19 protein-coding genes are annotated in these 22,396 nt (G+C 61.2%); 6 read left to right on the top strand and 13 right to left on the bottom strand.

All coding sequences use genetic code 11. The features are described 5' to 3' along the window. Nucleotides 1-135 precede the first annotated feature (135 nt). Both nhaA and Q0X68_RS00545 read right to left on the bottom strand, forming a co-directional pair. Complete coding sequence (nhaA, locus tag Q0X68_RS00540; RefSeq protein WP_297745969.1) at nucleotides 136-1,473, bottom strand: Na+/H+ antiporter NhaA; 1,338 nt, start codon at nucleotides 1,471-1,473, stop codon at nucleotides 136-138. Nucleotides 1,474-1,653: 180 nt separating this feature from the next. Beyond that, nucleotides 1,654-2,448, bottom strand: coding sequence for a DUF4282 domain-containing protein (locus Q0X68_RS00545; protein ID WP_297745972.1), 795 nt, complete (start codon nucleotides 2,446-2,448; stop codon nucleotides 1,654-1,656). A 72-nt stretch (nucleotides 2,449-2,520) separates the two neighbouring features. Between Q0X68_RS00545 and alr the strand changes: the two genes are divergently transcribed. Continuing rightward, entirely contained in the window at nucleotides 2,521-3,633 is a 1,113-nt protein-coding gene (gene alr, locus Q0X68_RS00550; RefSeq protein ID WP_297745975.1) for an alanine racemase, read from the top strand. Here alr and Q0X68_RS00555 read toward each other — a convergent pair. Further along, nucleotides 3,622-4,287 (bottom strand): EcsC family protein, encoded by a 666-nt coding sequence (locus Q0X68_RS00555; RefSeq protein ID WP_297745980.1) that lies wholly within the window; start codon nucleotides 4,285-4,287, stop codon nucleotides 3,622-3,624. The two genes, alr and Q0X68_RS00555, sit on opposite strands and share 12 nt — an antisense overlap. Before the next feature lie 28 nt (nucleotides 4,288-4,315). On the opposite strand from Q0X68_RS00555, the gene aat reads away from it, so the two are divergent. Further along, entirely contained in the window at nucleotides 4,316-5,032 is a 717-nt protein-coding gene (gene aat / locus Q0X68_RS00560) for a leucyl/phenylalanyl-tRNA--protein transferase (RefSeq protein ID WP_297745983.1), read from the top strand. 98 nt (nucleotides 5,033-5,130) lie between these two features. On the opposite strand, the gene Q0X68_RS00565 is transcribed toward aat, so the two are convergent. The 3 genes from Q0X68_RS00565 to eccB all read right to left on the bottom strand — a co-directional run bounded on the left by Q0X68_RS00565 (nucleotide 5,131) and on the right by eccB (nucleotide 7,374). Further along, complete coding sequence (locus tag Q0X68_RS00565) at nucleotides 5,131-5,421, bottom strand: WXG100 family type VII secretion target (protein WP_108871018.1); 291 nt, start codon at nucleotides 5,419-5,421, stop codon at nucleotides 5,131-5,133. A 38-nt stretch (nucleotides 5,422-5,459) separates the two neighbouring features. Then, entirely contained in the window at nucleotides 5,460-5,807 is a 348-nt protein-coding gene (locus tag Q0X68_RS00570; RefSeq protein ID WP_297745987.1) for a WXG100 family type VII secretion target, read from the bottom strand. Between the two features lie 136 nt (nucleotides 5,808-5,943). Beyond that, complete coding sequence (gene eccB, locus Q0X68_RS00575) at nucleotides 5,944-7,374, bottom strand: type VII secretion protein EccB (protein WP_297745991.1); 1,431 nt, start codon at nucleotides 7,372-7,374, stop codon at nucleotides 5,944-5,946. A 130-nt stretch (nucleotides 7,375-7,504) separates the two neighbouring features. Here eccB and eccE point away from each other — a divergent pair, with 130 nt between their 5' ends. Then, nucleotides 7,505-8,683, top strand: coding sequence for a type VII secretion protein EccE (gene eccE, locus Q0X68_RS00580; RefSeq protein ID WP_297745993.1), 1,179 nt, complete (start codon nucleotides 7,505-7,507; stop codon nucleotides 8,681-8,683). After that, a complete protein-coding gene (locus tag Q0X68_RS00585) occupies nucleotides 8,683-9,339 on the top strand; it encodes a hypothetical protein (RefSeq protein WP_297745996.1) in 657 nt (218 codons plus the stop codon). Before eccE ends, Q0X68_RS00585 begins: the two co-directional genes overlap by 1 nt. Nucleotides 9,340-9,661: 322 nt before the next feature. On the opposite strand, the gene eccD is transcribed toward Q0X68_RS00585, so the two are convergent. Further along, on the bottom strand, nucleotides 9,662-11,071 hold the full coding sequence (gene eccD / locus Q0X68_RS00590; protein WP_297746000.1) for a type VII secretion integral membrane protein EccD: 1,410 nt from the start codon (nucleotides 11,069-11,071) through the stop codon (nucleotides 9,662-9,664). Between the two features lie 137 nt (nucleotides 11,072-11,208). Between eccD and Q0X68_RS00595 the strand changes: the two genes are divergently transcribed. Then, on the top strand, nucleotides 11,209-12,228 hold the full coding sequence (locus tag Q0X68_RS00595; RefSeq protein WP_297746003.1) for a LacI family DNA-binding transcriptional regulator: 1,020 nt from the start codon (nucleotides 11,209-11,211) through the stop codon (nucleotides 12,226-12,228). Between the two features lie 234 nt (nucleotides 12,229-12,462). Here Q0X68_RS00595 and Q0X68_RS00600 read toward each other — a convergent pair whose 3' ends face one another. The 4 genes from Q0X68_RS00600 to Q0X68_RS00615 form a co-directional block, all read right to left on the bottom strand. Continuing rightward, nucleotides 12,463-14,535, bottom strand: coding sequence for a hypothetical protein (locus tag Q0X68_RS00600; RefSeq protein ID WP_297746005.1), 2,073 nt, complete (start codon nucleotides 14,533-14,535; stop codon nucleotides 12,463-12,465). Between the two features lie 83 nt (nucleotides 14,536-14,618). After that, nucleotides 14,619-15,464 (bottom strand): carbohydrate ABC transporter permease, encoded by an 846-nt coding sequence (locus tag Q0X68_RS00605; protein ID WP_297746008.1) that lies wholly within the window; start codon nucleotides 15,462-15,464, stop codon nucleotides 14,619-14,621. Beyond that, complete coding sequence (locus Q0X68_RS00610; RefSeq protein WP_297746011.1) at nucleotides 15,457-16,347, bottom strand: carbohydrate ABC transporter permease; 891 nt, start codon at nucleotides 16,345-16,347, stop codon at nucleotides 15,457-15,459. Before Q0X68_RS00610 ends, Q0X68_RS00605 begins: the two co-directional genes overlap by 8 nt. 79 nt (nucleotides 16,348-16,426) lie before the next feature. Next, nucleotides 16,427-17,668: an ABC transporter substrate-binding protein gene (locus Q0X68_RS00615; RefSeq protein WP_297746014.1), complete on the bottom strand. Its 1,242-nt coding sequence runs from the start codon at nucleotides 17,666-17,668 to the stop codon at nucleotides 16,427-16,429. A 399-nt stretch (nucleotides 17,669-18,067) separates the two neighbouring features. Between Q0X68_RS00615 and Q0X68_RS00620 the strand changes: the two genes are divergently transcribed. Beyond that, entirely contained in the window at nucleotides 18,068-20,242 is a 2,175-nt protein-coding gene (locus Q0X68_RS00620) for a GH36-type glycosyl hydrolase domain-containing protein (RefSeq protein ID WP_297746017.1), read from the top strand. Nucleotides 20,243-20,694: 452 nt separating this feature from the next. Here Q0X68_RS00620 and Q0X68_RS00625 read toward each other — a convergent pair whose 3' ends face one another. Further along, nucleotides 20,695-21,714 (bottom strand): dihydrodipicolinate synthase family protein, encoded by a 1,020-nt coding sequence (locus tag Q0X68_RS00625; RefSeq protein WP_297746020.1) that lies wholly within the window; start codon nucleotides 21,712-21,714, stop codon nucleotides 20,695-20,697. Then, on the bottom strand, nucleotides 21,714-22,396 hold a 683-nt coding region (locus Q0X68_RS00630), incomplete at its 5' end, for an NAD(P)-dependent oxidoreductase (protein ID WP_297746022.1). The genes Q0X68_RS00625 and Q0X68_RS00630, both read right to left, overlap by 1 nt.

Below are 22,396 nucleotides of genomic sequence, written 5' to 3' on the forward strand. Positions count from 1 at the left end.
GGTGGAATCCCTCATTCCTTATGTGTCTGGGCAGGTCTGGTGAAGAGCGAGACATCTCGATACGGCCCTTCGGACCTACTCGATGGTCGGGTGAGGGCAGGGGGCCGCCTGCTCGACGGTCGAGGTGGGGTGGGGCTACTGCTTCGAGCTGTCGTCGGGGAACACGTCGGGGATGCCGTCGTGGTTGGCGTCGACGTGTTCCTTCTCGTCGATGCGCTTGTAGCGGCTGTTTCGCGGCACGAGCACGCACGACCCCACCACCGTCGCGAGCACCGACGCAGTCAGCACGCCCACCTTCGCGTCGTCTTGCAGCGCGCCGCCGCCTGGGAAGCTCAGCTCGCTGATGAGCAGCGACACCGTGAACCCAATTCCGGCAACCGCCGCGATGCCGATGAGGTCGATCCACTTGATGTCCGGGTCGAGGTTGGCGTGCCGAAGCCTGGTGATGAGCCACGTCGTGCCAGTGATGCCGATGATCTTGCCGACGACGAGCCCCACGACCACGCCGAGGGTCACCGTCGAGCTCCAGGCCTCGACGAGGCCAGACCAGCCACCCACATTCACACCCGCGGAGAAAAACGCGAACACCGGCACCGCGAGAATCACGGAGATGGGGTTGAAGCGGTGCTCGAACGTCTCGGACAGCGAATACTGAGGGCCGTACTCTGACTTCGCGTGGACGGGCACCAGGAACGCGAGCACGACGCCCGCGATCGTCGCGTGGATACCCGAGTTGTAGAACAGCGCCCAGGTGATGACGCCCAGCGGGAACAGCAGAATCCAGGCGGGAATGTACGACTTCTTAAACCAGTGCTCGAAGCGGTTGGCGAGCACCGCGTAGATGGCCGCGGGGATGATGGCGATGGCCAGGTAGTGCAGCTTGAGGTTCGTGGAGTAGAACACCGCGATGATGGTGATGGCGATGAGGTCGTCGACGACGGCGAGCGTCAGCAGGAACGTGCGCAACGCCGCAGGCAGATGCCGCCCGACGATCGCCAGCACCGCGACTGCGAACGCAATGTCGGTAGCAGCGGGGATGGCCCAACCGTGCAGCTCACCGCCGGTGCCACCAAGGTTGATGAGCACGAACAGCAGCGCGGGCACAGCGACGCCACCGAACGCGGCGGCGACGGGGACGAGCGCGCGGCCAGGATCGCGCAGATCACCGAGCACGAACTGGCGCTTCAGCTCCAGCCCCACCATGAAGAAGAAGATGGCGAGGAGCCCGTCGGCAGCCCAGTGCCCGACGGACAGCCTGAGGTTCAGCCAGCCGAGATCCCAGCCGATGTAGGCATCGCGCAGCCCGAAGTACGCGTCGGAGGCACCGCTGTTCGCGAAAATGAGCGCCGCCACCGTCGCAGCAAGCAGCAGCACACCCGCCATGCGGTTGGAGGTGAGCATCTTCTCAATGCGTGAATACTCGCGGTAGGTGCCTCGCGAAAGCACAAATTCTTCACGGGACTGCTGGGCCATAGGGGCACTCCTGAACGTTCGACGTTGTTGTCGACCAGACTTCCCGACGCACCGAGTTCTAGTTTTTCACAGATCTCCAGCTGGCTGAAACCACGCCCGCCGTGCGGCATGGTTTCGCGCGGGCATGCAAAGAGGGAGCCCCTCGTCGGGACTCCCTCTCCTTGAGAACAAACGTGAGGATTAGTCGTCGGACTTGCCGTTCTCGGCGATCTTCACCAGGGCAATCACGCCCTCGATGGCGACGCGAAGCAGCACGATCTTGAGCGCTGCCATAGCGAGGCCGGACACCAGCCCGCGGACGATGTCCATCGCCTTCGGTTCGCCAGCGGAGGTCGAGATGCCACCGATCTCGAGGGTGGTGCCGGAGGTGAGCAGGGAGATGAAGTCGAACAGCCACACAATGGCGATCACGACGATGCCGATGAGCCACACGAGCTTGCCGCTTTGCGGCAGTGAGAACTTCGTGAAGTCCAGGCTGAACAGGCCGCCACCGCCAGGCTGCGACGGGTTCTGCCACTGTTGCTGCTGGTACTGGCCGGGCGCCTGGTTCCAGTTCTGCTGGCCCTGCTGATCCCAAGCCTGGCCCTGCTGCTGCGGCTGACCGGCGTGCCACTCGGACGCCGAGGCCTGCGGCTGCTGCTGATCCCAGTTCTGCTGGCCCTGCTGATCCCAAGCCTGCGCCTGCTGATCTTGGCCGGCGTTCCATTCGGAAGCCGAGGCCTGCGGCTGCTGGTTCCAGTTCTGTGCCTGCTGGTCGGCGCCTGCGTTCCATTCGCTGGCGGAGTGCTGTGCCTGCTGGCCCCACTCGTTGGCGGATGCCTGCGGCTGCTGGCCCCACTCGTTGGCGGAAGCCTGCGGCTGCTGGGCGCCCCACTCGTTGCTGCTCTGTTGTGTTTCGGGCTGCGCGCCCCAATTGCCGTCCTGGTCGGAGGGCCACTGGCCGCTCTGGCCCTGATTCCATTGGTCATTAGACATAGGGCCAGTCTGCCACCCATCTGGTTCATATCGCCAGCGCGAGCTCAGGAATCGTAGGTCTACCATAGGAAAATGCCGTCCACTGAGTTCGTCGTCGACCTGCGAGCCATCGCTCGAAACCTCGAGACCGTTCGCACCCACGGTGGAGGACGCGCAGTCATCGCCGCGGTCAAGGCCGACGCGTACGGCCACGGCCTGGTTCCCGTCGCGAAGCACCTGGAACCAGACGTGCTGGGCTTCGGCGTCGCCACTGTCAACGAGGCCCTGACCCTGCGAGCAGCGGGTATGAGTTGCATGCTGCTCAAACTCAGCCCAGCCTTGGCCGAAGAGCTCCCGAGCGCGGTTGCGGGCGACGTGAGCCTCGTCGTCGGCTCGCTTCGGAGCATCGACGTCATCGCCGACGCCGCGCGTCAGCTCGGCAAGGTCGCCAACGTGCACCTGAGCGTCGACACCGGCATGCACCGCGTCGGCATCATGCCCGACGAGGCGCGCGCGGCCGCCGTCGCCATCGCCAACAACCCGCACCTCCACCTCGAGGGCGTGATGACTCACTATGCGGTCTCCGACGTCGAGGAGGGGCGCGAGTTCACCGGCCAGCAGCACGATCGGTTCGCGCAGGCCGTCGCGGACGTGAAGCAAGTGTGCGACGTGCAGTGGGTGCACTCGGGCAACTCCGGCGCCATCTTGAACCACGACTTGGGGGATGACAACGCCATTCGCCCGGGCATTGCGCTGTACGGGTCCGCTCCCGAACTCAACCGGGATGAGCAGGGGCTGCTGGAGCCCGTCGCACGCTGGACCTCACGCGTCACACTCGTGAAACACATCAACGAAGGCGACGGGGTCTCCTACGGGCTCACCTGGCGCGCCCCGCGCGATACCACCATCGCCACGGTCGCCGCCGGGTATGGCGACGGGTTCTCACGCCTGAACTCCTCGCGCGGGCGGGTGCTCATCGCCGGGCGCTCCTACCCCGTCGTGGGGCGCGTGTGCATGGACCAGATTCTCGTCGACCTCGGCCCAGAATCGGACATCCCCGAGGGCGCCGAGGTGGTGCTGCTGGGTGCGTCCGGCAATGAGCGCATCACGACGCACGAACTCGCCGACCTCATGGGCACCATCCCCTACGAAGTGACCTGCCTCGTGACGCCGCGGGTGACGCGTCGGTACCTCTCAGGACGCTGAGGTCTTCGACTTCGGGCGACGGTTCGGCAGCTCCGCCAGGGTGTGATTGGCGATATGCCTGGTGCTCCACGCATCGACGGCAGCGCCGACGCCGCCACCCACCAGCGGAATCCCCTTCAGCACCATGAGCCCGAGTCGTTTGCCGCCCACGGCGCTGAGCGCCCGCTCGAGAAGGGCCTTCGCGACGGCGCCGTCGAGGTTGTCGTCGAACACCGGCGCGGTGGCCACCATGAGCGGCGAACTCGGCAGCACACCCTTCGCGACGAGCGCCTGGCTGGCCGAGGGGCCGAGCATGCACATCAAGATGGCGGTGCGCACGCGCGGATCGGCCAGCTCATAGCCACGAAGGTGCGCGACGGCGGCCACCATCCTGGCCTGCACGAACGACGATGCGGCGACGTTCGCGGGGATCGTCACGACGGACATCAGCAGCCCGCCCCAGTTCGTCGCGAACCCCTGGCCGCCCGCGAGCGTCAGGTGTTGCGTCACGACGGCGCGCACGGCCGCGTCGTGGTTGCCGGCCTTTTCGAGCTGCTGTTTCGCGACGGTTTTGGCACCCGCGAGCCCACCCTTGCCGGTGATGGCGAGTTCGAGAATCTGATGAAACACGTCGGCGGACATGTGTTCAGCATTGGCAAGTTGGTTGTTGTCCATGGCGCTCCTCCACCTCCAAGGTTCGCACATGGCACCAAGCATCGTCGCGGTGGCCACGGCTGAGGGGCGATGCAACACTGGGTGCATGCTCAGCACCATCTTCGGCGATGCCGCGACCTGGCCCGACCAGGACCTCATCGGCATCTCCGAAGAATTCGACGCGCACGTCACCGTCGAGGCGTACGCAGCCGGAGTGTTCCCGATGCCGGTCGAGGGCATCATGGGGTGGTGGTCGCCGGTGCGCCGTGGGGTGCTGCCGCTCGACGGCATGCGGGTGACGCGCAGCCTGAAGAAATCCGCGAAACGCTATGTGACCACGGTAGATGCGGCATTCACCGACGTGCTTGAGCGCTGTGCCGACCCGTCGCGCGAAGGCGCCTGGATCGACGACCGCATCGCCACCTGCTACCGCCAACTGCATGACGCGGGCGTCGCGCACAGCGTCGAGGTATGGACCCCCGACGGCGCCCTGGCCGGTGGGCTGTACGGCGTCCACATCCGTGGGCTGTTCGCAGGCGAATCGATGTTCCACGATCCTGACGTGGGGCGCGACGCGTCGAAAGTGGCGCTGTTGCGCCTCGTCGACGAATTGCGCGGCGCGGGGGTGAGGCTGCTCGACGTGCAGTGGCTCACCGACCATCTCGCCACGCTGGGTGCCGTGGAAATTCCACGCGACGAGTACCTCCGTCGGCTCTCCGACGCACTTGAGTGCGAGACGCGCCCGTGGCCAAGCCACCAGGAATGAGCCTGCCGAACGCGGAGGGCTGCCCGTCGACGATTCCCGAGCGCAACAAGAAAGGGCCCGGCCGAAGCCGGACCCTTTCTTGCAACGTTGGCTGAAACTCAGGCCCAACGCGACTGGTTCGAACGCTCGGTGGCGTCGTAGCCGTCGGCGATGTTGCCGAGGAGCACGGGCATGCGCTGGATGATGTCGTTCTGGCGCTCAGCGGAACGGTCCCACTGCTCCTGCACTTCCTGGTAGGCGTGGCGGGCGTTGTCTTCCCACTGCGCGAGCGAGGTGCGGAGCTCGCCCTTGAGGGTCTCGAGCATGTCGACGAGTTCCTTGTGGGCGCGCTTCAGGGAGCTGATGCCTTCCTGGAGGCCAGACTGGGAGTATACGGTTGCGTCGCTCATTGTTGATTCTCCTTAAGAGTGATGTAAGTACGGGTAGATCAGATGGAGCCGATGAACTTGTTGGCCTCTTGCAAGTTCTCATCCTCGCGGATGCTGTAGTCGCGGTGCGTCTCGGTCAGAGCGGAGTGGATCTGCTCGAGACCGTTCTTGACCTTCTCGTACTCCTCATCGAAGCGCTGGTAGCCGTTCTGGAAGGCGGTGGAGGCCTTACCGGTCCAGGAAGCGGCGAGGGTCTGCATCTCGCCACGGAGACGCGTCTGGAGCGCCACGATCTGCTGGTGCTTGGTGTCAATCTGCTGCGCAGCCTTGTTCATTTCGGCGCGGTCTACGGACTTGTTGCCCATGATTTCATTCCCTTCGACGGTTACGCCGGTGTAAGCCGGCATCGGTGGCAACTTCGAATCACTCGGGGCTGCCGTGCTGTCGGGTATGACATTACGGGCGGAAGGGGTCACTGCCAATAGATTTACCCGACTCTGGTGCCGAATCGAGTAGGAGTACCTAGACGGGCATGGGTGATGCCTAGTTACCGCCGGGGGTTCCCTGCTCACTCAGTGAGCGCACGTTCTCAAGCGAGAGGCTGGTGCCTTCGGCGAGCCCGTCGGGAATCTGAGACAGCAGTCCGCCCGGCACGGGCACGGGAGTGACGTCCTTGTAGCCGAGCGCGGCGCGGGCCTCCGTCGTAGGAATGGCGTACTTCTTGCGATCGGTGACGAGGAACGTCGCGGTGTCGTCTTCCTTCGACGACGCGTTGCGCAGCAGCGCACCCGTCAACGTGGGCATCTCGAGGTAGTCGAATGCGTTACCAACGGCCACGCGGAAGGTCGAGGGCAGCTTGGGGGTGCCGTCGCCGTAGCTGATGGTGGGGGTGTCCGGGTTCTTGGCGTTCCACGTCGCGCACACGGATTTGGATTCCACGCTCGAATCCTGCGGGGGGCCGACGGGGCGGTCCCATGGCACGTCGGCGCTGCGGCGGTCCGGCAGATTGAAGCGGTCAATCGACTTGAAGTCGCGCGAACTGAGCGTCCGCACTGCCCCCGCGTTGCCCTGGTGGTACTTCTGGATGAGCGCGTCGGCGTCGAGGTAGGAGATACGCACGATGCCCTCGGCGGTCTGTACGAAGTATTGGTCTTGGTTTTCGTTGTTCGGCGACGGCGCCCGCCCGATGTCGCCGCGCGCCATGCCCGAAACCCAGCGACCGCTATCGTCGCCGAGGCCCTGAATCTCGAGAGGCTGAATGGGCAGGCCCTCGGGCATCGCGGCGATCCAGGCATTGCCGACGGGGATGCGCGGCAGGTCGGTGACCATGGCGAGGCCGCTGTTCGTCGGGTCAGTCCACAGCCGGTGCTTCTTGCCGCCGAAGATGAGGTACTCGGAGCGGTCCGAGTGCTGCGCGACGAACGCGAAGCTGGAGGACGCCGGGTTCGGGGCATCGAAGTCGAGTGTCACGAAGCGCTCGCCGCCCAGGTTGGGTGCCGTCGAGCACATCTTCAACGGGTAGGCGGTCATGTTCTTCGGGTCGGGGAGCTGGCGCGGTGCACCGGGAATGCCCTCCATGGGGGCTTGTTCGAGGCCGCTCAGCGCCTCGGTTTTCACGTTCGAGGTGTTGGGCATGCCGCCCTCCTCGCTGGCGGCTTTCAACCGGGCGGAGGCGACGTCGGCCATAGGAATGAGCATGTCGCCCTCCTCGCTGTAGATGAACAGCGCGCCCGATTGGGTGTCGGAGATGACGACACCGGTGCTCTTCCAGTTCGGGTTCGAGCCGGGCTTGATGAGGCCGAGGAGGGTGTAGCCCGCCACCAACACGATGCCGAGCAGGACCGAGACGAAGGTGGCCATGCCGACGCGGCGCAGCGGGGGCGTTGGGTCGTCTGGGTCGCGGTTGATGAACGAGGCGATCATCCGGCGCGACGTGAACGACTGCGCCTTGAGGAGGTCCTTGCGTGTCGCCATTTCTACCCTCACTACTTGACGGTGCGGGGCCAGATTAGCCTGCAAACGGTGCGCGAGCGATGTCGGAAGTGCCGTGAATGCTCCGGCGAGGCTCTAGAGTTACGCACGGACACGGTCTCGAAAGGACGCCATGTTGAAGTCTGCTCCGGCTGCGAAAGCGCAGACGCCGTTGCGCGCGCGCTCGACGCGGCACATTCCCCTCGTGGTGTTCTGGCAGATCATGATCGTGATTGCACTCGCGCTGGCCGCGCTGCAGCAGCCGTGGTCGTGGGTGCTCGCGGGGGTGATGTTGCTCGTCGGGTTGTTGCTGACGGTGCCCGTCAACGGCCGCACGATCCCGCGCACGATTGCCCACCGTCGGGCCTTCGGGCGGCGTAGGAAGCGGTTCAATGAGGCGCCTGAACAGCCGCAGGATCTCGTGCCGCTGGCGCAGTGGCTCAGGGAGCTCGAGATCACGCAGATTAAGGATGCGCACGACGGCGAGATCGGCGTCGTCGCGGATGGGAAGTCGTGGACGGGCATCGTCGAGCTCACGTCAGACCTCAACATGTTCTCCGACCGCGGCAACCTCCTCAACCTCGACGAGCTGGCGCAGCTCACGAAGCAAGACGACGTGACTTTCGCCGGTATTCAGGTGGTGACGTTCACCGTCGGGGCGCCGACGCGGGCCATGCTGCCGCCCGACTCGCCCGCCGTCGCGTCGTACCTGGAGATTTTGGGTGACGAGTACCCGCCCCCGGCGGTGCGGCGGACGTGGATTGCGTTGCGACTCGACCCGCGGCTGTGCTTGGAGGCGGTGGGGCGTCGCGGGCTCGGGCAAAACGGTGTGTTCGCGACGCTGCGGTTCGGGTTGCACCGGGCGCAGGCCATGCTGAAGCGCCAGGGGATCAGCACCGAGCCGCTCGACCCGAACCAGATCGCCGACGTGCTCGCCACGTGTACGGGGGTCGGCCCCGAGCCTCGCGAGGAGCGCAGCCGCGAGGAGTGGGACAAGTGGGTCTGCGACGGGCTCACCCACGAGGCGCGCGAAGTGCAGCACTTCGGCAAGGACGCGAGCCAGGGGTACCAGGCGCTGCTCGACGCCGTCGCCGCCGCGCCCGCGATGATGGCCCTCACGTCGTACACCGTCTCGCCCGGCGAGCCTGCACGCGGTGCGGTCCGGCTCGTCACGAACGACGACGAACAGGCACGCGACGCCGACGAGGCCGTGCAGACGGTGCTGCCGCCGTGGGTGAGGCTAGGCCCGCGCGGAGGTTCGCAGGTGCCCGGATTGTTGGCGACCGTGCCGCTGGGAAGGCAGGTGGACTGATGTCGACTGAGACGTTGCAGGCGCTCGCGCCCGGCCGTGAGTCGGTGGTGTCGGTGGTGAGCACCGGGCCGTCGGGGCTGCTGCTGGGCAGGGGGCCGGGCGGGCCCGTCGCGCTGCGGTTGTTTCGCCCGCAGCCGACCAGGCTGTATCTGGCTGTGCCGGAGTACATGCGGTGGTTGATCGCGTTTCGCGCGGTGTGTTTGGGCGCGCACCTGTCCGTGCTGGCGGAGGACCATCGCGAGTGGTTGGCCTTGGCCGATACCATCCGGGCGTGCGGAGGCACCGTCGATTTGCTGCGCGACACCGAGAACGTGCCCGGACAAGGGCGCCCGTTTAGGCCGAGCCTCATCATCGACGACATGGATGCCATCCAGCCGACGCATCAGCTGGGCGCGTGGCAGGCCATCGCGCGGATCGGTGACCCGTCGGAGAGCAAAGCCGTCGGTGAGCTGCGCAACAGCGACATCGCCATCCTCACTCCGCTGGACAGCAAGTCGAGCGAGAACATCCGACGGGCCTACGCGCTGCCGTCTTCGCAGGTCAAGGGCGCCCAGGACCTGGGCGAGACCGAGGTCGTGCTCGCCAGCGTGCGCCGCCTCGCGCGCGTGATCGTTCCCCCCAGCCCGATGGAATACCGCATGCTTTTCGGCTCCTGACCGCACCGTGCCCGGTAGTTGAGTAGCGGCCGTAGGCCGTGTATCGAAACCACACAGCACCAAACTTCAAAATCCGTACGCAGATGAGATGAAGTGCCCGATTTAGGGGTGTTTGGTCAATCTGCGTACGGATTTTGAAGTTTTTCACTCGGCTCGGTGACCGGGCGGGGCGCGGCGCGTGCCGTCCACCGGTGGTTGAGTAGCGCCGAAGGCGCGTATCGAAACCACCACTGGAGTGGCGACGTCGTCAATATGGAATGTGGGAACCCACCTTTTTCGGTGGGTTCCCACATTCCATATCGTCAGCGGGCCTTCGCAGGCCTCAGAAGTTAAAGAGGCCCCGGAACCAGACGTAGAAGTTCAGCACGCCCAGCATGAACGGGACGATGCCGATGATCGCGAGCCACTCGAAGATGTCGCCCCAGCGGCCCCACGTCGGCGACAGCACGCGCTTGTGCCAGGCGGCTGAGTAGTGCGCGAAGAGGTACCCAATGAGCAGCGTGATGCCGAATAGTACGCCGAGGCCGACGTAGCTCGACGTGAGGCCGTAGGCGATGGACACCAGCCCGAGCCCAAAGATGATCGCTCCGCTCAGCACGAGTGCCATGCGCTGCGACAGCCCGACGAACGCACGGGCGCGCAGCAGGAACGCCAGGCCGACGCAGATGATGAGCGCCACGGCCCACCACGTGCCGTTGGTGATGGTGATGAATGAGGCGGCGACGGCGGTGGCGCTCGTGCCCATGAGCATGCCGCCGAGGAGTCGGTCGGCGAAGAGCGCGCGGCTCACGATGTCCGACTGGACTGGGGTTTCGTCGGCGAGCATTGCCTCGGTCGTGACGGGAAGGTTCGGCAGCGCGATGCCCGCGATCTTGTAGCTGAGCGACGGCATGAACGTCGTGATGAGGGCCATCATCGCCATGGTTCCGGCGGCGACCTTGTCGTCGTTGCCGTAGTTGAGGGCCATCACCGACGAGGCCGCGAGCATGAGTGCGCCGAACAGCGCCGCGGCGAATAGCGGCATGGTGTGCACGCGCGCGGCGAGCGCGTTCGCCGCCGCCGCGAGCAGGACCAGCGACGACGCCATGAGGATGTGGATGTGGAGGGCGGCCTCGGTGGCGATGACGTTCGGCAGGTCCCATCCGACGAGCGCCGCCAACGCCACGCTGATCCAGGCCAGGACGGTCGCCGTCGGTTTTTCCCTGGCGGCGCGTGCCAACGACACCGCAGCGATGAACGCGCCGAACGACAGCAGCGCCGTCGCGATGAGCACGAGCCCTTGTACGAGGCGGCGTTCGTCGGAGGTGCCGAGCATGAGCAGCAGCGGCATGCCGAGCAGCACCGCTGACAGGCAGATGAGCCCGATGATGCGCGAGTGTCGGTGTTGCCACGAGGGGCGGGAGTTGGTGGCGCTGGCGACGGCGTCGACGACGTCGTCGAAGGCAGCGTCGGGGATGGCGTTCTCGCGTTGGCGCAGGTGGAGCGTCTCGCCGTCGCGGATGCCGAGCTTGCTGATGGGGGCGTAGAGGTCGAAGGGGTCTTGCCCGAAGCGTTGCAGCACCCACGCGTGGACGGCGTCGGTGGGGGTGTTCGACTCGAGACCGGCGAACTTGAGGATGCTGGGGAGCAGTTCGCTCAGCGTCACGGAACCGGGGAGGGCCAAGTCCACGCGCCGCGCCGACGAGATGATCGTGACGCGCGCGAGGTCTTCCTCTTGCACAGGGATGCTCACAGTAGGCCACATTAGTTGCCCGACGGGTTCAGCACACCTCGAATGGGGGATAGTGTCGGGCGTCGGCGCGTCGGGTCAGGAATTGGGGCGGTTGGAGGGCCGGTTGGCGACCCCCTTGCCCAGTAGGGTGCCTTGTCATGGGAAGCGTGAACCTCAAGACGATTGCGGAGCAGGCGGGTGTCTCGCTGGCGACGGCGTCGCGGGTGCTCTCCGGCAGCGACTACCCCGTGAAGGATGAGCTTCGCGAGCGGGTGGAGCGAGTGGCCGCTGAGCTCGATTACGTTCCGAACGCCAATGCGCGCGGGCTGCTGCAGGGGCGCTCGCAGACCGTCGGGGTGCTCGTCGGTGATGTGTCCGACCCGTTCTTCTCGACGATGATCGGCGGCATCCATGAAGTGGCGGCGAAGGCTGGCTACATGGTGACCATCGTCAACACGTACCGCGACCCCAGCAATGAGCTCGACGTGCTGCGTCGGCTTCGCGCCCAGCGTGTCGACGTGATGATCGTCGCCGCGTCGGGTTTGGATGACCCTATTCACTCCGACGCGCTCGAGAAGAGCCTGGTCGCATTCGTGAAGGGCGGCAATTCCGCCGTGCTGATTGGGCCGCACGAGGTGAGCGCCGATCTGAGCGTGTCCAGGATCGACGTCAACAACCGCCTCGCTGCCCGGCAGGTGGCCGAGCATCTGCACGAGCTGGGACATCGTCGGGCGGCCCTCCTCGCGGGGGATTCGAACCTGCTCTCTATGGCCGACCGCATCGCCGGTTTCCGCGACGTGTTCGGCGACGAGTTGGTCGTCCGACGCACCGCCCCCACCCGCGACGGCGGCCACGACGCGTGCGTCGGGCTACTTGATTCCGACGATGCCGCCGGGCTGACGGCGATCGCCACCACCGCTGACCAGATGGCCTTCGGCGTGCTCGCCTGCTTGCGCGAGCGGGGCATCGCCGTGCCCGAGCAGATGTCCGTCACCGGCTTCAATGACATCGAGTTCGCCCGCGACACCGTCCCCCCGCTCACGTCGGCGCATCTACCTCTCGACGAAGTGGGCCGCCTTGCCATGGACATGGGCATCAAAGCTCTCGACGGTGTGCCCAGCCGAGTGGAGCTCACACCCGAACTGCGCGTGCGCGGCACGACGGGGAAGCGCGCGTAGCTCAGGTCAGAAGCCGCGTCGTTCACCTCGTCAGCGACGGGAAGCCAAGGAATCTGTACAGGAGCTTCGGGCGCAGGATGATTACATCCGCGCCCGAAGCAAACTCTCTATATAGGACAATGGCACTAGACTAACGAAAACTTTTTGCCGTTATTAGTAAGTGGGCATCATTCCGGATTGATTGGATCGATTCTGAGACACTCTCGCCAGTGTGAAGCACCAGTGTGTTGCTATTCAGTGATTGTGTGAGGACACTTCTGGCTTCCTGTACGAAGCGAGCTCGGTCGAGTTCACCACCATATAGAAATCGCCATGGGTATCCTGTGTGAGGGTTTCGATTGATGAGAACTCTGCGTCTTTGCCAGAGCGGGCAATGATGTCAAGTGCTCCCGATTCGGGGCTTATCACGAAAAATGTTCCAGCAGTAACGCCGTATAACTTCTCACCATCAAAAATAAGTTCGTCGCGCTCGCCGTAGCGAGGAGCAGCGTTATCTCCAATAGTAATTGTTCGGAGCACTCTTCTACTCTCGACATCGTACTCGAAGACAGTACGAGAATCGAGGACACCCCACAGGTGTCGGTCTCGTGAGAACGTCAGGCCACTAATGCTCGTAGCACGTTCGAAAGGGCGATCTGTCCACGCAGTCTGGCCAGTTTCCGGGTCCCACATAGCGATGCTTGCGGAGTCTGTAACAGGGTTAACTCCATACCCGCCGTGAATGGATGATCCAACGATAATCTTGTCATCTAGACGAGATAGAGAGACTGGAGTCTGGTTCTTGACAACATCTCTAAAGACATCGACTGAACCTGTTTCCGGGTACCAACGGCTGATCGCTCCACCGTGACGTCCGGGATCGGGAACGGAAGTCACTAACATCATATCTTCATTCCATTGAAGAAAATCTTGAGGCCGGTTTTGCTCGTGCCCGAGAAGGAGTTGGTCCTGTGGATTAACCCCCAGCCTCCATGGCTCGGAAGGATCGTAGCGATACAGTCCCCCACTTGGATAGCGTCCAAATACCAGATCATTCCCAAAGAGCCCAAAACCCTCGACTTGTATAATTCCAGGTAGGAGGGTGGACTTGCCAGTTCTGGTATCGAATTTAGCAATACCGGGAGGGCTCAAGAAGCCGCCAGAATATATGTTTCCGACATTATCGCGACCCAGGCTTATCAATGGTGCCCCTGAGCCTTCAAAATCAGGGACGATGTAAATGCCTTTCATTGTGTCAAGGTTCATGCCATATGTTCTTCCCTGATTCCAGTAGGTGAAGAGGAGCATGAGCTCACCGTTGATAGAACCCCAGCTCCACGTCTGTGGCCCAGCATTGGGCCCCCAGTGAATTGGTTTGAGCTCAAGGGTGGATAAATTATAAGAGTGAATGGAACCATTCGCTCTGAGATAGATCAATGAATCATCCGAGGGGTTCACGGGAGAAACGGTCGGGTTGGTGTTCTCGATGACATCAACCCAAAGCCCTGAAGAAAGGTCAAGGACGGCAATTTGGTTATTTCCGCTTGCAAATAGAAGGTTGCCACGTAGATCAATGTTTCGCATAGGCTGCACTGCGAAGCCGTCCGGCATCGAGATGGCTCTGTAGCTTCTTGAATCACGGTCGAACACAGCCATCTTCCCGTTAGGTTGACTGCCGACATACACGTTTCGACCTGATACAGCAACTGCGCCTAGGTACTGCTCGGATGGATTCGGTGAACCGTGATTCTCAAGCTCTCCAGTCTTGGGATCGAACGAATAGAGGTTGGCAGTTGGGTAGACGCCGAACCAGACGGTGCCGTCATCTGCTACCGTGAGATTCCATACGCGTTGCCCAGCCGGGACCGTAATGAGGTGCTGTAGACTTTGGTGAGCAGTATCGTAGCTGTATAGGTGACCTGAATCAGACATCCCAAAATATACTTTGCCATCAACAGGGTTGAATGCGCTCCCGATGGCACTGGATCCTGCAGGAACCCGGGTGTGGAAGACGAGCTGTTCAGTCTCTAGATTCATTACCCCTACCTCGGCAGTCACGGTAGAGTTTCCGCTCACCACGTACAGCGCGTGAGGGGTCCCATCTTGATCTCGGAAGAACTCAGAAGCTCCGACTTGCACCTTACGGATCTGCTCTCCGTGATTGACCAGCTGGCCTGTCGCCGCGGCAGATGCCCCTGTGGTGTCGGCTGAGGTGGTGGTGACGCTAGTCAGTAGTAGGGCTGTACCAATGACTAGAGCCGTAGCTAATCGGGCTAACACAAGCCCACGTGAGAAGAATGCTGACTTCTTATTAAGATTGAGACTCATTTGTTACTCCTTTGTAAACAGCATATTAAATAATGAAATCCAGGTATCTCATGAGCTCGTGACACCTGTAGGTGGCTTCATGGTCAGCCCTTGAGTGCGCCTGCTGTAATGCCGCGAATTAGGTATCGCTGCAGCATGAAGAAAATAATGAGGCAAGGGATAACTGTAATGGCCGCCGAAGCCATTGTTGATGCTAGGGAGGCTGATTCGGTTCCCATGCTTGCCAGCCCAACTGTAAGGGTGCGTGCTTTGCTGCTCTGTGCTACCACAAGTGGCCAAAGGAAGTCGTTCCAATGCCACAAGAACACGAAAATTCCTACCGTTGCCAGTACAGGCTTTGATAGTGGGAGGATCATCTGGAAGAAAATGCGCAGTTCTCCAGCGCCATCCATGCGCGCTGACTCGAGTAGCTCATCCGGTATACCGGCGATGAACTGCCTCATGAGAAAGACGGCCTGGGAGTTCGCGATGGTGGGGATTATCAACCCCCACATCGTATTGATTCCTCCAAGCTTTGAGACGGTAGCAAAGAGGGGGATAAGCGTGACGTGCGCTGGGACCATTAGAGTCGCTAGGAAGCACCACATGAGAATGTTGCTTCCCGGGAAGGGCTTCTTAGCAAATGCGTATCCAGCCATGCTGCAGAGCAAAAGCACTGCTACTGTGGACACTAGCGAATAGGTTACAGAGTTAATGATCCATGTTACAAGATCCCTGCTGGATAATGCGCGAGTAATATTGTCCAGCGTCAGACTACGGGGCAGCGCATGGGGCAGTGTTGGTTCGCCTTCGACTGAAAGGGCCAAAATGAAAGTTATGAAGAATGGGAAGAGTGTAAATATCCCCATGATCGCCAAAGCTACCCACGCTGCTGACTGGCCAAGCACGATCTTCCGTGATCTCGTTGACTTGAGAGTTTCCTTAGTCATGGTCTTTATCCTCCAGAAGCTTTCTTTGGATCAAGGAAATTGCCATGATCACAATTGCTACAGCAATGCCGATTGCCGAAGCGTACCCAAAGTCGAAGTACTTGAAGCCCGTTTCGTAAAGTAGGTACACGACGGTATAGCTAGCTCTGGCAGGGCCACCCCCTGTCATGACGTAAACTGCGTCGAACGTCTGGAAACCAGCAATGGTTTCGATTACTAGGACAAAGAAAACAACCGGCTTCAGCATGGGCACTGTGATCCGGAAGAACCTTTGGCGAGCGTTCGCACCATCTACTTCCGCGGCTTCGTGAAGTTCCTCTGGGACTGCCTGCATGCCTGCGAGTAGAATCAACATTGAGTAGCCGAAGCCCTTCCAAACCGCAACGACCACAAGGCTCAGCAGTACAAGCCAAGAATCTCCATAGAGAAAGGGCACCTTCTCCCAGTTCCATTTGGAAATGATACCGTTAATCAATCCGTCTGGAGCCAGAACCCATTTCCACACTAGTCCTGCTAAGACATAAGAAGTTACGTAAGGGAGGAAGAGTATTCCGCGCGCTACTCCCACTCCGAAGCGGAGCTGGTTAAGAAGCGCAGCGCAAGAGAAGGCTACTATTATCACTAGTGGCACATACATGGCTACGTACCACAGTGTCGTAACCATCGCCTTCCAAAATACCGCGTCTCCTAGCAGCCGCTCGAAGTTGCTAAGTCCGATAAAGTCGCCAATTCCAGACAGCCTATAGTCGAAGAGGCTAATTCCCACGGACCCGATCAGTGGTATCAAGCGGAATACTATGAAGAGGACTAGTATGGGCAAGACAAAAAGGAAACCAATCCAAGCCTGCCTTCGGGATTGTTTAGTTGATGATCGTTTCAGCATGGGTGCTCCGTTGTCAGCGACGGATGTTTAGATCTATATGGTGGGAGTATCCCCTGCTGGGGATACTCCCACCATGCCGTCACTTCATGATGCTCTCTGCCTCCTGTGCTGCAGCATCGAGAGCTTCCTTTGGGGTCTTGTCTCCCTTGATCGCGGCCTGAATATGAGGGGTGAGCACACCGGTTATCTGTCGGGTCTTGGTGTGGGGAACCCCGGGGAGCATGATGTCGAGTGCGTCCATTTGTGCCTGGATTTCCGGCGTCATCTCTGAAAGGGTCACATCATTCCTAGCCGGCAGCATTCCGTTCACATCGTTGAATGACTTCGAGAATTCAGCAGAACCTAGGAACTTGAGGGCAGCCTTTGCGGCTTCGTCATTATCCTTCCTGGTCGAAGTGCGTGAGATGGCACCCACGGTTCCACCAGCAACCACCTCCTTGTGCTTCAGACCTTTTCCGATCACCAGGCCATCGCCGAGTAGCTTCTTGGTTTCTTCCACTCGTGCGGGGTCAAGGTTCGACGTCATCGCGACTGTACCGGATGAGAAGTAATCATTTTCTGCACTTGCATCCGCGACGGCAGCGTCCTCAGGAAGGCCGCCAGCCTTCGCAAGATCCACAAGGAACTCTAGCGCTTCGACACCCTCGGGTGAGTTGAAAGCAACCTGTGTACCATCTTCGGAATAGAGAGATCCGCCTGCTTGGTATAGCAATGGGTAGTAGTAGGCCTGGATGAATGTGCCGTAGAACGCCATGATTGGGTGGCCTTTTGCGGCGAGGGCAGGTGCTGCAGCCTTCACCTCTTCCCATGTTTCCGGGAGCTTATCCACTCCCGCCTCATCGAAGAGCGTTTTGTTCCATGCAATTGGGCTGACGGTAGCAAGCACTGGAACACCAAACTTGTCCTCGTTTACAGTTACTGCATTGACAGCATTCGGGAGGACTGCGTCGCCAAGCTCGTCTACAATATCTGTGACGGGAACAATACCCCCAGTTTCTACATAACTTGGAATTTGGTCGGGGATCAAGTAAACGAGATCAGGCCCTTCCCCTGCTGCGATGGCAGTTGCCAGCTGCTCGTCTCGGTTCGCCCATGCCCGCAGTTCGACGTTGAGGGTCATTCCAGGGTTGGCGTTCTCAAAATTCTTCTTCTGCTCATCCCAGAAGGACTGGTTCTTCGCTTCATCGGCGATCACTGGGTACATCCAGAGGTTGACCTCCTTGTTCATGTCCGTTGAACCTTCGGTGTCGCCACCACATGCGCTCACGGAGAACAAGAGGGTACTGGCTAGAGCGGTCGCTGCTAGAGACTTGATCTTCACGATTCCTCCATTGGACTCGGGTTGGTTCCTTGGCTGTAAGCCTTGGCTTGCGTACTCCATAATCCGTACTCCATACAGAGTAGAAAAGGTTTTCGCTAGTGTCAACAGGTGTCTCTGGCGCCTGGGAAGCGCCCCTAGTGATCACGGGGTTGTCAAGGTCGCACGTCCCGGGCTAGGATGCAGTAAAGCATTTCTTTCTCGAACGCGCTGCTTGATGTAGCTGTCGATCTGGAGACGCGCGGGCGCTGTGGTCGGGGTGTGTATGTCGCAAGGAGATCGGTGTTGATGGGCCAACATAACATTGCAATCCGCAGGGGAGACGAACCGCTTGGAGTCATGTCCGCAACAGGGGAGCTGGTGATTGACTCACCGTCTACTCCCCTACCTTGGCCTAATTTTATGCAGTCGGCTGGAGGACTATTTCATCTTTCAGTTGATCAGCGAGGAATGGGTTTGTACCGGTATGCCTTCGCAGAGAACATTATTTCTAAAGGTCTTAATTTTGTGGTTGATGACGGAAGCGCGACGCCATGGTCTGCGGTTGGTGGTGATGCACCCGGATCTGCGGAAAAGTACCAATGTGTTCAGGGGCCGCATTGCTCGGAGTGGCGAACATTCTCCAACGGTATCCAGGCTGATGTGACTGTCACTCTGGAACGGGATACTGGGCGGCAGCTCGTTGCTTTGAGCTTAATGAATGAAACTGATGGCATGAAGGCTGTGCAGTTAACCTCCGTCAACTACATTCTACTGGAGGGGCGAGCCAACGGAATCCAGCAGGAACATGTTGAGCGAGATGGCGTGTCGGGTGCACTGCTAGCGAGTCGATACCATGCAGAGACGCCGAAATACCGGTTCGCGGCGTATTGGGTATGCAATATTCCAGCAGAGCAGTGGTGCGGGTCACTCATTGATTTTCGGGGAGCAGACGTCCGGGCCGGTGAAGAAGTTGGTTGGTCAAGCGCTCCCTTGCCCAACCGAGGATCCTCCTCTGAGCCTACTATTTTCGCTCTCCGCCACCACATTGAACTGAAGCCGGGTGCCAGGGAAAACCTCTGGTTTGTGCTAGGAACCGGTGAGACGTTGGAAGAATGCAGGCAGGAAGCTCGCGAGATTGCTGATCCCGAGGAGCTTTTGCGCCGCGCGTTGGAAGGACTCAACAAAGAGCGCGTCGGGGACGATACGCTCCTTCCAGACAGTGCGCTCGCCACGCAGCTCAATACGTGGGGCCGGGTGCAGCTTGAACAGCAGACGGAGTCAGCGCGAAGAGGCCCGGACCACAACTGGCGCAATAATCTCCAGGATGCGCTTGGGATGCTGGGTGCGGATCCCAGTTGGCTCAAGCGCAGGATCCGTGAGGTAGCGCTTCTGTCTGAATCTGATGGCTTTATTCGACGCTCCAGCTCCAAGTTTCCCAACCCCGATGCAAGAACGGCTGAGCTGGAAAAGCAGCGCCACAATGATATTCCCACTTGGGTTGCGTTCACTACTGCTAGATACGTGAAGGAAACGCACGACTTCGCGTTTCTGGGAGAGACCTCGAAACATGGAACCATCTTGGATGTAGTTGTCCGTGGTCTGGACTGGACGCTCAACAACCGGGGCACTCACGGTCTGGTTCTTTTTCTGGATGGCGATTGGAGTGACCCTCTAGAAGCAGCAGGCCGAGAAGGTCGCGGAGAATCGGTGTGGACATCGATGGCTCTCGTGCATGCCATAAACGAGCTGCTTCCCATCCTGGAGGCATGTGGGCGAGAGCATGATGCCGTACGCCTACGTAACGCTGCAGATGAAGTTTCCACTTCTTTGAATAAGCATGCTTGGGATGGCGAATGGTATATCCGGGGCTTCACGGATGCGGGAATAGGTTTCTGTACGTCCACTGATCCTGACGGCAATGTGCCCATGCTGATGCAGGCGTGGGCCGTGCTTTCGCAAGTGGCTTCTCCAGAACGCGCTCGGATTGCGATGGAAACAGTGCATTCAAGATGCATCACGGAATACGGACCTGTGCTCTACGACCCGCCATTTCTCAAGGAGCGGACGGATATTGGTAGAGAGTCGGCGAAACGGCCCGGCACAGCCGAGAATGGATCGTGCTACACCCACGGTGCGATGATGCTGGCTGCAGCTGAAATTAAGTTGAAAGATCCGAATCGGGCGTTGCAGATTATGCAGTCCGTTTGTCCCTTGCGAGACCCTGATGATTCAGCTGTGAGGGCAGGATCTCCCCTTTGGTGGCCGAACTACTACCAAAGCCCCTATGGAAGTTCACCTGGTAGAAGTAGCAACATCATCAGCTCGGGTGCACCGGCTTGGTTTCGCTTGAATGTCATAGATGGCCTCCTCGGGTTGAGAGCTGAGCTGGATGGACTGCACATCGAACCTCTGCTCCCACGTGGCTGGGATGATGTGTCAACAGTGCGCCAGTGGCAAGGTAACAAGTATAGAATTCATATTCTGCGGTCTGATGATTATTCGCTCGAGTTGGATGGCTCCATGCAGCCGAGCAGTGTCATCCGCCCCACGGAAGTGCGTGGAAAGTCTTTTGAAGTTCGAGTATTTACGCCGTAGCTGAGTCGGGCGGTTTATTCATCTGCCTTAGGGCTACTGAGAAGTCAAATCTTACTCAGTTGAAGCATTTTGAAATGCTTCGCCAAACGCATCAGTATTGGGCCAAATCTATCCAATACTGATGCGACCACGCGCTATTAGCATGACATTCATGCCGCATCAGTCAAATCTCGACTCCGTACTCAGGCCTTGGCCAATCGGATGTGTGAGCACGGTGAATCTGTGGGTGATGTAGTTCATATGCTCTGGGAACTTATCCCCATGGGTGTTACGGATCGGCGTCGCAAGTTGGGCACTGAGCAGAAGTTCGGGGTTTATGTGAACTCCGGAGAGCCCAACTGGCGCTGGCCTGCTGAGGCGTTCTCTGGGAGATGGTGACTGAGAGCAGCCCGGAACCTTCCGGGCCCTGCAATTGAGGAGCCGGCAACGCCCGCTTAAGCTGAGGCAACTGCTCAGGCCACGTCGCGCTTCCACTCGTCGAGATGCTCAGCGATGAAGGTCTCGTCGAGCAGCTCGGGGTAGCGCTCGCGCATGAGCGCGATGCGGTCGGCTTGGCCGTCGGCGAGCACCTCGGTGTCAGACAGGCAGCGCGACGACGCGAGCAGCCCCTGTTGGCGCAGCAGCTCATTGACGCCTGCGATCGACCCGGCGAAGCGGTGCTCCGGGTCGAACAGGGCCTGGTTGATGTCCACCATCGCGGTGGCCGTGGCGAGCACGTCCTGATCGACGGGGGAGCCGTTGCCGTCCCAGATCTGGCGAGTGAGGTCGACGGCCGCCTTCGTGCCCACGGCCCATTGGCCGAGCAGGCCGCCGGAGAAGCGAAGCTCCTTGTCAGCCGTGCGGTAGGGGAGGAGCAGGTCGGCGACGATGGCGTCGTCGTTACCGGTCAGAAGGAGCACGTCGTCGCGACCACTGCGCAGGATCTCCTCGGCCACGTCCTTCGTGCGGTAGCGGTCGAAGGGCGCCACCTTGATGGCGACGAGGTTCTCGATCTGCAGCAGCTCGTCCCAGAACTTACGTGAGAGGTAGAACCCACCGACGGCTTCCTGCATGTAGAACCCGACGACGGGTAGCTCCGCGGCGACGGCCTTCGCGCGGGCGAGCGTGCCGGCCTCGGTGCGGTCGGTGAGCCCGTAGGGCGACAGCAGCGCGGCGACGTAGCCGAGGTCGCGGGCCATGGCGGCCTCCGTCGCGGCCTGCTCGGCATCTCCGGCGATGCCCGCGACGAGGCTCGTTTCAGGTCCGAACTGCTGGACGATGTCGGCGGCCTCCGCGAACACGCGACGCAGCACGTCGTGATCGTGGTGAATCTCGAACTGCGTGGTGTGCACGGCCACGCCGACGCCGCTCGCGCCGCACGCGGCATAGTACCTAGTCAGGAGCCGTTGTGCGGCCCAGTCTGGGGTCCCCTCCGCCGTCACGGCGAGGGGGTGCGCCGGCATGACGTACGGCGGTGTGCCAAAGAGATGCATCAGAATCCTCCGTCGCGTCGCTGGAACTTCGTGGGCTTGCCGAGGGCGCGGCCGCCGTCGGATACCCACTTCGCCACCCACTCGATGATCGTCGCGGGCGCGACGCTGGGGTAGCCGAAAAGCGCGTGGCATTTGGCGGCGTTGCTGAGCAGCGCGGTGTCGGCCTCCTCGCCGGTGATCTGCAGATCCCAGCCCGCGTGGGCGGCGAGCTGCTCGGCGATGGCTCTCGTCGAGAGGGTTTCTGGGCCGGTGCCGTTGAGAATCTCCGCCGGCGTGCCGGCCAGGTCGAGTGCCTGCCACGACCATGCATTCGAATCGCGTTGCCAGACCACATTGACGGCCGGCATGGTCACATCGACGGGTTCCCCTGCGGCAATCGTCTGCGCGATGTCGGCGATCACGCCGTAGCGCAGCTCACACGCGTAGTTGAGACGGTAGATCGTCGTCGGCGTACCCCACCGCTCGGCTGCCTGCGCGAACGCCTGCTCGCGGGCCGCGCACGACTGCGCGTACATGCCGACGGGCCCGATCGGGTCGAGCTCCGTCGCGCCACCGGTGCTGGTGGGGCGCAGGGGATAGACGTTCCCCGTCGAGTACGCCACCGTCGGCACACCCCGGTACCGCGACGCGCAGAATCCGGGCACCACCGCGTTGATCCACCAGGTGATCGACGGGTTCGCCG

It is taken from the genome of uncultured Tessaracoccus sp. (assembly GCF_947286155.1).
Taxonomy (GTDB): domain Bacteria; phylum Actinomycetota; class Actinomycetes; order Propionibacteriales; family Propionibacteriaceae; genus Arachnia.